At 70.1% G+C, this 10,003-nt stretch carries 10 protein-coding genes; 5 read left to right on the plus strand and 5 right to left on the minus strand.

All coding sequences use genetic code 11. The features are described 5' to 3' along the window. Positions 1–438: 438 nt before the first annotated feature. Positions 439–1,113, minus strand: a complete 675-nt coding sequence (locus tag ACFVST_RS25475) for an SGNH/GDSL hydrolase family protein (RefSeq protein ID WP_390155909.1) — start codon at positions 1,111–1,113, stop codon at positions 439–441. A 249-nt stretch (positions 1,114–1,362) separates the two neighbouring features. Between ACFVST_RS25475 and ACFVST_RS25480 the strand changes: the two genes are divergently transcribed. Beyond that, a complete protein-coding gene (locus ACFVST_RS25480) occupies positions 1,363–2,688 on the plus strand; it encodes a hypothetical protein (protein ID WP_390155910.1) in 1,326 nt (441 codons plus the stop codon). A gap of 121 nt (positions 2,689–2,809) precedes the next feature. On the opposite strand, the gene ACFVST_RS25485 is transcribed toward ACFVST_RS25480, so the two are convergent. Both ACFVST_RS25485 and ACFVST_RS25490 read right to left on the minus strand, forming a co-directional pair. After that, positions 2,810–3,154, minus strand: coding sequence for a hypothetical protein (locus ACFVST_RS25485; RefSeq protein WP_390155911.1), 345 nt, complete (start codon positions 3,152–3,154; stop codon positions 2,810–2,812). A 57-nt stretch (positions 3,155–3,211) separates the two neighbouring features. Then, on the minus strand, positions 3,212–3,676 hold the full coding sequence (locus ACFVST_RS25490; protein WP_390155912.1) for a hypothetical protein: 465 nt from the start codon (positions 3,674–3,676) through the stop codon (positions 3,212–3,214). A gap of 553 nt (positions 3,677–4,229) precedes the next feature. Here ACFVST_RS25490 and ACFVST_RS25495 point away from each other — a divergent pair. Then, the gene (locus tag ACFVST_RS25495) at positions 4,230–5,069 is read left to right on the plus strand and encodes a peptidoglycan DD-metalloendopeptidase family protein (RefSeq protein WP_390155913.1); all 840 of its coding nucleotides are present in this window, start codon (positions 4,230–4,232) and stop codon (positions 5,067–5,069) included. Positions 5,070–5,274: 205 nt separating this feature from the next. Next, a complete protein-coding gene (locus ACFVST_RS25500) occupies positions 5,275–5,517 on the plus strand; it encodes a hypothetical protein (RefSeq protein WP_390155914.1) in 243 nt (80 codons plus the stop codon). 110 nt (positions 5,518–5,627) lie between these two features. On the opposite strand, the gene ACFVST_RS25505 is transcribed toward ACFVST_RS25500, so the two are convergent. Beyond that, positions 5,628–6,389, minus strand: coding sequence for a phosphotransferase family protein (locus tag ACFVST_RS25505; protein WP_390155915.1), 762 nt, complete (start codon positions 6,387–6,389; stop codon positions 5,628–5,630). A gap of 246 nt (positions 6,390–6,635) precedes the next feature. Further along, on the minus strand, positions 6,636–7,913 hold the full coding sequence (locus ACFVST_RS25510) for a LuxR C-terminal-related transcriptional regulator (protein ID WP_390155916.1): 1,278 nt from the start codon (positions 7,911–7,913) through the stop codon (positions 6,636–6,638). 237 nt (positions 7,914–8,150) lie between these two features. Between ACFVST_RS25510 and ACFVST_RS25515 the strand changes: the two genes are divergently transcribed. Next, positions 8,151–9,239, plus strand: coding sequence for an S-(hydroxymethyl)mycothiol dehydrogenase (locus tag ACFVST_RS25515; RefSeq protein ID WP_390155917.1), 1,089 nt, complete (start codon positions 8,151–8,153; stop codon positions 9,237–9,239). Between the two features lie 35 nt (positions 9,240–9,274). Continuing rightward, on the plus strand, positions 9,275–9,862 hold the full coding sequence (locus tag ACFVST_RS25520; RefSeq protein ID WP_390155918.1) for an MBL fold metallo-hydrolase: 588 nt from the start codon (positions 9,275–9,277) through the stop codon (positions 9,860–9,862). The last annotated feature ends 141 nt before the right edge of the window (positions 9,863–10,003 follow it).

Here is a 10,003-nt window from a genome sequence, read left to right on the forward strand (position 1 = left end):
GTCGCGGCCGGCACAAGGGCACGCTCGGCTCAGCTCACGGAGGGGCCGAGGAAGCAGACAGATGTACGAACGGGACTGACGCCCGGTCAGAGTACAGAAATCCCGCGTCACGGCAACAGGGACGTGAGCGGCACCTTCGGGAATACGAAGACACCAGGGCGACCATGGCACAGAATCGGAAAAAGGGAATCCAGCACTCCGCAATGGCGGAATTATCGATTCCGTCAACTTCCTTGCAGTACAAGGCAGTTGACGGCGTCAGAGCACCGCATCACACCCACCGGAAATATCCGCACTTCTCCGCACGCCGCCCCGGCATCGGCGAATCCGGGGCCACCTTGCACGGGTGTGCGCCGCCGCGGGTGGGCTCGCCGACGACCACGGCGCGACCGAATTGCTGGAGGTCCTACGTCAGTTCCTCAGCGAGGGAGGAGGTGGTCACGTCGGGCTCTGGTCGACGGAGCCCACTCCCAGCCGGTCGGCCACCGCCTCGGCCCAGCGGGCGTATCCGTGGGCCGAGGGATGGAACCCGTCCCGGGCGAAGAAGTCCCCGGTGATCTGCATGATGTCGGCCGAACCCATCCAGGTCGCCGCGGGCCGCTGTGCGCACACCCGCTGCGAGGCCAGGTCGAGGGCCGCGGCCTTCTCCGCGCAGTAGCGGGCGAGCGCCGACGGCAGCGAAGGGAAGTCGGCGAACGGCGGGAGACCCGCCACCACGACGGCGGTGGCCCTCCGCGCCAGCTCGTCGACGACCGCGGCCAGGTCCTCGCTCCACTCCGCGGGACTGCGCCGCCCCAGCACATCGTTGACACCGGCCAGCAGCAGCGCCAGATCGTAGCCCTCACCGAGCTCCGGCAGCAACCGGAACCGGATCCGGCGACTGGTCGCACCCCTGCTGCCCACGACCTCCCAGGCGACCGGACGCCCCTGCCGCGCGGACAGACTCCGGGCGATACCGCCGGGGAAGCCCTCGTCATGCGTGTCGGCACCACAGCCGGCCGCGGTCGAATCCCCCAGGACGGCGACCCGCATCGGCGTACCGGGCAGGTCCCCACCGGAGGTTCCGGTACGCGGGCCGTCGGCCTCCGGCAGTACCTCGGTCCTGTGCCGCACCCACAATCCCTGGACGGCGACAAGCGGCAACAACAGCGGGTTCAACGGGCCACCTCCATCAGGCTGGAGGCGACAGTACGGCCTTGCGCGCACGCACTGCCACCCCGCCCCCGGTAGCCGAGGTCATCAGGGAGGGGCCGGTGTGGCTCGTGTGACGGGTACGCACGGGGCCGCGCTGTACCTGCTGAGCAGTCGTACGGGACGCCTCGCTGCCGTGGAGTCCATGGCGGCCCTGGAAGGGATACAAGAGTGGCACCTCTGATAGCACGTCACCGGCGTTCGGCGAAGCGCCGCCTCATCGGCGCGGGCGCCGCGGCGGCCGCGGCCGGAATCGCGTTCACCGCGACGGTCGCGATGAACGCCGACGCGGCGTGGACGTCCACGTGGAATGTCACCGCGTCCGGCTGGTCCGGCCAGGACGACCCCCAGGTCTCCCTCGACCGCTCCGGCGACGCGCTGCTCGCCTGGGCGGCCATGGACAACGCGAACAGCTCCTACTTCCGCGTCCAGACCCGGGTGAAGTACGCGAACGGCACCTTGGGCGCGACCCGCACCCTGTCCCCGGACGGCCGCGCCATCAGCTGGGTGCGGGCCGACTCCGACGACACCGGGGACTCGTCCGTGGTGTGGCAGCAGGACAGCACCGTCGTCGGCCGCCGGGTCGCGTCCTCCGGCAGCCTCGTCGGCCCGCTGCGGACGCTCTCCACCCCCGGATCGCCCGCGTCCACGCCCTCGGTCGCCGTGACGCCCGGCGGCAGCTCGATGGTGGCGTGGACGGAGATCCGCGACGGCGGTTGGTACGCGGTGGCCCGTCGGCTGAAGCTCGACGGCACGCTCGGCGCGGTGCACACGCTCGGCTCTGGCTCGGCGGAGCCGCCGGCCATCGGCGTGGACCGCAACGGCCAGTTCGTCGTCGCCTGGGTGCGCGGCTCCGAGGTGGTGGCCAAGCGGATGACCGCGACCTCGGTCTCCGCGGCGAAGGTGCTCACCACACCGATCGCGGCGTACGGCGGCTTCGGCATGGTCCGGGTCGGCGTGGACCGGGACGGCGACGCGGTGATCAGCTACCACTCCGGAGGCGGCGACCGCTCGCAGGTCTGGGCCTCCCGCTGGAGCCGCACCGGCACACTGTCGAAACCGCTGCGTATCTCGACGTCCACGGAGAACGTGGACTTCCACCACACCCTAGGGACGGACCTGGACGGCGACTCGATGATCGTGTGGGTACGCAACAACGCCGGCAAGCGCGAGTTGTACGGCCGCGGACTCTCCGCCGGCGGCACCCTCGGCGCCATCACCTCGCTGGGCGCCGGCGACCGCCCCGATCTCGCTCTGGACGACGACGGCGACGGCATGGTGGTCTCGCAGACCACCACGGCCGTCTCCACGCCGCCCTACAGCGTCACGAAGGCCACCGCCCGGCCGATCAGCCGCTCCGGCACCTTCGGCAGCGCGAAGACGCTCACGACGGACGGCCGCGTGCCGCAGGTCGCGGCGCGTCCGACGGCCGTGTTCACGACCACATGGCAGCAGGAGTCGTACCCGTACACGATCAAAGCGATCACCGGCCCTTGAACTTCCTTGGACAACCTTGAACTGCCTTGAACTGCCGTGAACGCAGGCGTACTTGCGGTCTCCGCCTGTGGTGCCCAGGTGCTCGGCAGGCACCTGGGCACAGCTCCGCACGGGACGGGATTCAGTCGAGTCGGCGCCCCATCTTCGCCGACAGCCGGTTGTAGCCCTTTGTGTCCCACCATTCTTCGAGCAGAGCGCGGACCACATGGACGAGCTGGTCGAGTCGCTCGGGGTCCGGGGCGCTGGAGGTGAACACATCCGCGAAGGATTTGTCCTCCCAGGGCTGGGTGAACACCCAGCGTTCGTCGTCGTGACCGGGTCGAACGACCGTGAGCCAGTAGGTGAGCGTCGTACTGCGGTTGGGGTGATGGACGACCGACAGGTCATCGACGTTGAAGGTGACCGTTCCGTCGCCCGCGGTGTATGAGCGGCCCAGGGCGCGCTCGGCCGGCGTCAGGGCTGACATGCCCGCCACCTGCTCTCTTGCGTTGTCCGGTGCTGGATGTGCTGGTGTGCGCGGAGGCTAGCACCGGGCCCCGGCGAGTGTGTTGACCTTGTACGCCGTGAGTACGTCGTTCGTTCCGGCGGGGGTGCCGAGGATGGTGCGGAACTTCTCGACACTGGGGCATGTTTGCGTGTAAGTGGAGTACCCACCACGGCCGTTGGGCCTGCCGGACCAGATCGCCGACCTGATTTTCCGGTCCATGGTGCCGTTCCAGCCGTGGCCCTTCTTGATGTGCTTCCAGCCCCATCGGGCGGTGCCACAGCGAAGTACGTACTTGCCCGGACCGCGGTAGTAGGTCCGGACGATGTAGTTACGACTGTGATGCTTGCAGGTCGAGTCGATGCTGTTGATCGATACCCCCGTGCTGTCGACGCCCGGGGCGGATACGGCCGCCGCAGACGCTGTCGTCGGAAACATCAGGACGGATGCCGCCGCGACAGCGGTCAGGGCAGCCTTCGGTGCATTGGATGCGTTGAAACGCACGTGATCCCCCTGTGACAGGGCCACCCACGGTCAGCGGGAGCCCATGAACGTGACCTTCTTCCGAGGTCGCTTTCGTGAGCATCACACAACACGTACGCGAGTACGGTCAAGGGGGATTTGCCCAGTCAACTTGGCTGAAAAATGGGCGAGTTGCGCTCGACGGGAGGGTGGGGACGCCGCGCATAAGAGGGGCTGCCAGTCCCAGCGGTCCTGGTTGAGGAGGCGGCTGAGGCCGCGCCAGGAGTTGGGGCCCATCTCGCCGTCGACGGGACCGGTGTAGCCGTGCTGGGCAGCCAGTCGCTGGACCGCCGACCAGGTCAGGGGGCCGGGGATGTCGCCAGGGCGCCGCGGATCAGGGTTCTCCTGCGCATGCGTCCTCCGGGAGGGCGCGCATCACAACAAGGGAATGTCATGTTCCTATCAAAATCTCGGTCTGCGGGCTAGCCTGACTCCGCTTCGTCAAGGCAGGTCAACCCGCAATGGATACAAGGGAGTTGATGTGTGCAGAAACCATGGGTCCGATGACGGCCACAAGGGCCGGGCACAAAGCAGAATGAGTCGGCGCACGCTGCTGCGCGGCTCCGCCGCCAGTCTCGGTCTGGCCGCCGGCAGTGTGCTGTTCTCGGCGGGCTCCGCCAAGGCCGCGGACCTCTACAACCCGTTCAGCGGCTACACGATGACCGACGGCTGGTGGGACCACGTCAGCCGCGGTTCGCTGGGCGGCATCGACTACGCGATGGGCGTCGGCACCGGTCTGCCCGCCGCGGGTGCCGGGACGGTGACCAACATCCCGTACAACGGCACCGGCGGCCACACCGTGACCATCACCCACAGCGACGGGTACCGGACCCAGTACATGCACCTGTCGGAGTTCCGCCTTTCCGACGGCACCTGGGTCGGCCAGGGGGACATCGTCGGGTTCTCCGGCGGCGCCGCCGGGGCCCCGGGCTCCGGAAGCTCCACCGGCCCGCATGTGCACTGGCACCTGATCACTCCGGACGGCACCCGCGTCAACCCGCTGGACTACCTGGGCGGCGGTGGCGGTGGCGGCGGCACCGCGCTGCCGAAGACGTCGACCGAGCAGGACGGCGTCCCCGGCCCCGTCATGTGGAAGCGGGCCCAGAACTGGCTGCGGATCTGGGCGGGTTACACCGGCCCGATCGACGGCATCCCCGGCCCCATGACCTACAGCGCACTCCAGCGGAACATGAGCGCCGACTGGGGCTACACCGGCCCCATCGACGGCATCCCCGGCCCCATGACCTGGTCGGCGGTCCAGCGACTGGCCGCCAACTACGGCTACACCGGCCCCATCGACGGCGAGATGGGCCCCAACTCCTGGCGCGGCTTCAGCCGCTTCATCAACGCGGACGCCTGGGACTGGATCGTCTGACAGCGGCCGACAGCACAGACCACCCCGGCCAAGCCCCGGCGGCGGGCCTCACCCGCCCCCGCCGCGGGCTCCGCCCGAGGCCGTCGCACAACTCCGCCTGCGGTACCGGCTGGCCGCCGCGTCCGCGGACGCCTACGCCGAGGCCGGGTTCACAGCCGTCCTCCAGGACGTCCTGCTGGGTGAACACCTCGCGGAAATCACCCAGTTGATCAGGAGCCGACCACTGGCCGTCGTCATGCCGACGCACGACCCAGACGTCGTGGCCCGGCGCGAGGAGAAGCGCTCCAAGACCGGTTACGGGCCCGACTGGCAGCCCAGGGATCTGGACACGGTGCTCCGGGACAGCACGCCCCGCATCGGGCTGTGGCTCGACACCTCCCACCGGACGGTCGACGAGACCGTCGAGGAGATTCTGAAGCGCAACTGGGCCGAGGGCGCCATCTCCTGACCATGCCGGCCGGTGGGCCATGCCTCGGTCAGGAAGACATCGAGTTCCCCCGCGTGCTCGGCTGCAGGTGGTCGGCACTGAACGGGCGGGCAGGCGGGGGCAGTTCGGTGTCACTCGGTGTGGAGCAGCTCGCGTACGTTGTGCCAGTCGCGGTCGATGGCCGCCAGCCGTTCGTCCCGCCATGGGGAAGGGGGCACCGCGCGGTGGTTGCGGCGTTCCCGTAGGAGCAGCATGGCCCGGTTCAGGGTGAAGGCGGCGCGGGCGGAGGGGGGTTCGGCGGCCGCGAGTTCCTCGATCTGTGGGCGGGCTTGCGGAGTGGCGGCCAGGACGGTCCATAGCACCGCGAGGTCATGTCCGGGGAGGTGGTGTCCGGCGTGCTCCCAGTCGATCACTGTGACCTGCCCGTCGGGTCGGACGACGAAGTTGGTGGGCAGGGGGTCTCCGTGGGCGGGTACGAGGACGGTGCCGGCACGGTGCAACAGGTCGGTCAGGGCCCGGTGTTCCTGTGGGATGGTCAGGCCTTGGTGGTGGTCTCGGTCGAGACGAGCGGGGTGGTCGGGGGTGCGGGTGAACGCCCCTGCGGGAGGCTTCCATCGACCGAGGCCGGTCATGGCCGTCAGCATGGCGGTGAGGTGTGCGGGGTCCAGTGCCTGTGGCGGGAACCGGTCGCGGCTCTGGACCGGGGAATGGCCTCGGATGTGTTCGACGAGGAGCACCTTGTGCCGGTTGTCGGCGGCGATGAGGGCGGGGACCAGTACGGGCGGCGGTGTCGTGGCGAAGGTCTGGTAGGCGTCGATCTCTGTGCTGAACTTCTCGGCCCACAGGGGCTCCCGGTCGTCAGCAGTTTCGCGACGGCGGGTCCGTCCGCGCACTCCCCCGCGATGAGCAGGGACTTGTCGGTGCGGGAGAGGAATGCCGTGGGGTGGAAGTCCGGTCGTAAACGGATGACCGGTGCGGCGGCGCTGGTGAGTTCGTCGGGCACGGGGCTCCCTGGTGTTCCTGCGCGGAGCGGCCCGGTGTTCTGGGCTGGTTCCGCGCGCTGCGGGGCGGTTTCCCCGGTGCGTTCGCGAGAACGCACCGGCTGTTTCGATCTCGCACGCACGCCCCTTCGGCTCAGGTCACTGGATGGTCGAGGCGGCGAGTGCCGCGGCGGCGGCCCGGGAGGTGACTCCCAGTTTGCGGTAGATCTGGCTGGTGTGGAACTTGACGGTGTTCTCGGTGATGCCGAGTTCCGTGGCGATCTGGCGGTTGCGCCGTCCGGCGACGAGCAGGCGCAGCACCTCGGTCTCGCGCGGTCCCAGATCCCAGGTGTGTGCCGCGGTGCTGGAGGTGTCGGGCGGGTCGAGTGGGATGCGTACGTCGACCTTCGAGCCCCAGCCGGCGACGGCCTCGACGTCGAGTTGGCCGCCGAGTGCGGTGGCTCTGGCCGTCAGCAGCCGGAGGGCGGGGTGCCCGGGGGTCAGCAGCCCGTCGCCGTCGTCGCGTACCGAGGCGAGCAGGTGGGTCCCGTCGCAGTTCCACTGCACCCGTATCCGGGTCACGCTTCCCTGGTCCCGCATGTGCAGCACGGCGCTGCCGACGATGGCGCGCGCGGCGTGGGCGACTTCGCCCGGCAGTGCCCGGCCGTCGCAGGGCGGCTCGATGAACTGGATGCGGAGCTCGCTGCCGCGGTCGAGGGGGCGCAGGTCGTCCTTCAGTCTTTCGAAGGCCTGCGAGACGGGTTCTTCGGTGAGGGTGGTGACGAGGCTGCTGCCGGTCCTGACCCGTACCAGGGCCGAGGCCGCCATGTCGGTCGCCAGCAGTCTGGCGCGCGGGTCGTCCAGGTCGCGGCTGCGCAGCGTGGCCAGCAGGGTCTCCAGGTCGGTTTCATGACGGGCCGTCAGTTCCGCCGTGACCCGCAGCCGTTCGCTGGAGGCCGCGCGTGATTCACGCAGGTAGTCGGGGCGGGCCTCGGCGACCTGCTGCCGGATGCGGGTCGCGGCCGTCTCCCAGATCGCGCGTACGTAGGCTTCGGTGCCCGCGTCTTCGGTACCCGCGTGCTGTGGGTCCCGGGGCTCGCAGAGCACCACGATGGCGCCGGTCGGGGCGCCGTACGCGCGGATCCGGCGTTCCGCTCCGGCGATGACGGCGTGCTCGGGCCGTACGTCCTGGCCCAACTGCCAGCGCACCGAGACGAGTTCGGCGATCGTGATCCGCTCGGTGATGGCGGGATCGCCGGCCTTCTTCTGCGGCCGTCCGGTGCAGTCCTCGGTGAACACGGCCAACGCCCGGTGCGGCAGCACGTCGTTGATCACTTCGTGCAGCCGGGCGGCGACGGTGTGCAGCGACGCGGTCGCCACGGCCCCCACCCGTTCGGCCACCGCGGCCGCGTCGGGATGTGTTGCGAGAGATGCCATGAGGGAAAGGTAACCGGTCCGCCTACCCGAACGGGCAGGTGGGCAGCCCGGAACGTTGGGTGCGGCCTACCCGACAGGGCGGGAGTATGGAGGGGCGGGGGCGGGCACCCCTGAGCAACACCCTCCGGATCGGCGGCACTTGCCCTGTCCGGCTCGGCCCCGAACACCGTGTGCCGACTCCCGGCTTCCGCCTCGCACCGCTCGCACCTCCATCGACCAGCATGAAAGTGAAACCACATGACCCACGCAGTCCGGGGCGTCGTCGCCCGCAGCAAAGGTGCGCCCGTCACGGTGGAGACGATCCTGGTGCCGGACCCGGGGCCGGGCGAGGCCTTGGTGCAGGTGCAGGCCTGCGGGGTCTGCCACACCGATCTGCACTACCGCGAGGGCGGCATCAACGACGAGTTCCCGTTCCTGCTGGGCCATGAGGCCGCCGGCATCGTGGAGGCCGTGGGCGAGGACGTCACAGAGGTCGCACCGGGCGACTTCGTGGTCCTCAACTGGCGTGCGGTGTGCGGCGATTGCCGCGCCTGTCGCCGGGGCGAGCAGCAGTACTGCTTCGCCACCAGGAACGCCGTGCAGAAGATGACCCTGGAGGACGGCACCGAGCTCTCGCCCGCGCTCGGTATCGGTGCCTTCGCCGAGAAGACCCTGGTCGCGGCGGGTCAGTGCACCAAGGTCGCCGCGGACGCCCGCCCGGCCGCGGTCGGGCTGCTCGGCTGCGGTGTGATGGCCGGCCTCGGTGCCGCGATCAACACCGGCGGGGTCGGCCGCGGCAAGTCGGTCGCCGTCATCGGCTGCGGCGGGGTCGGTATGTCGGCCATCGCGGGCTCCGCGCTCGCGGGTGCCGGCCGCATCATCGCGGTCGACGTCGACGCGAAGAAGCTGGAGTTGGCGACGACGATGGGCGCCACCCACACCGTCGACTCCTCCGCCGGCGATCCGGTCGCCGCGATCCAGAAGCTGACCGACGGGTTCGGCGCCGACGTCGTCATCGACGCGGTCGGCCGCCCGGAGACCTGGAAGCAGGCGTTCTACGCCCGCGACCTGGCCGGCACCGTCGTCCTCGTCGGCGTGCCGACGCCCGACATGAAGGTGCCCGACATCCCGCTGATCGACGTCTTCGGCCGCGGCGGCGCGCTGAAGTCGAGCTGGTACGGGGACTGCCTGCCCTCCCGCGACTTCCCGATGCTCGTCGACCTCTACCAGCAGGGCCGGCTCGACCTCGACGCCTTCGTCACCGCGGAGATCTCCATCGACGAGGTCGAGGCGGCCTTCGCGCGGATGCACCACGGCGACGTCCTGCGATCGGTGGTACTGCTGTGACCGCGCCGCACTCCGCCGTACGTATCGACCACGCCGTGAGCCGTGGCACGTTCAGCCTGGACGGCCAGACCTTCGACGTCGACAACAACATCTGGGTCATCGGCGACGACAGCGAGTGCCTCGTCATCGACGCCCCGCACAACGTCGCGGACATCCTGGCCGTCGTGGCCGGGCGCACGGTGAAGGCCATCCTCTGCACCCATGCCCACGACGACCACGTCCGCGTGGCGCCCGAGTTGAGCGAGCGGGTCGGCGCACCGATCCTGCTGCACCCCGCAGACCAGCCGCTGTGGGCACTGACCCACCCGCACCGGAAGTGGGACGCGGATCTGTCCGACGGCGACGAGATCACCGTGGGCGGCACCGCGCTCCGTGTCCTGCACACTCCCGGCCATGCCCCCGGCGCGGTCTGCTTCCACGCACCGGACCTCGGCCGCGTCTTCACCGGCGACACGCTCTTCCAGGGCGGCCCCGGTGCCACGGGCCGCTCGTACAGCGACGCGGCCACCATCGAACAGTCCATCAGGGACCGGCTGTTCACCCTGCCGGACGAGACGATCACGCACACCGGCCACGGCGACGACACCACCATCGGAGCGGAGCGGAACTCCGCAGGCCGATAAGGGGTTGCTGATTGCTCCTGCCGTACGGGCCGCCCGCCGAACCCCACGCGGAGGGCGGGGGGGCGGGGGGTGTCCGGGGGGGGGTGGGCGGGGAGAGGGGCGTCGCCCCGGATCCGGGGGGGGGGCGGGGGGTGGCGTATA

The organism is Streptomyces sp. NPDC058045 (assembly GCF_042885635.1).
Lineage (GTDB): Bacteria > Actinomycetota > Actinomycetes > Streptomycetales > Streptomycetaceae > Streptomyces.

What these genes read in the sequence shown, in the direction of transcription:
- ACFVST_RS25485 (WP_390155911.1), bottom strand. Translation starts at nt 3,154, where the DNA reads ATGTCAGCCCTGACGCCGGCCGAGCGCGCCCTGGGCCGCTCATACACC.
- ACFVST_RS25495 (WP_390155913.1), top strand. Translation starts at nt 4,230, where the DNA reads ATGAGTCGGCGCACGCTGCTGCGCGGCTCCGCCGCCAGTCTCGGTCTG.
- ACFVST_RS25510 (WP_390155916.1), bottom strand. Translation starts at nt 7,913, where the DNA reads ATGGCATCTCTCGCAACACATCCCGACGCGGCCGCGGTGGCCGAACGG.
- ACFVST_RS25515 (WP_390155917.1), top strand. Translation starts at nt 8,151, where the DNA reads ATGACCCACGCAGTCCGGGGCGTCGTCGCCCGCAGCAAAGGTGCGCCC.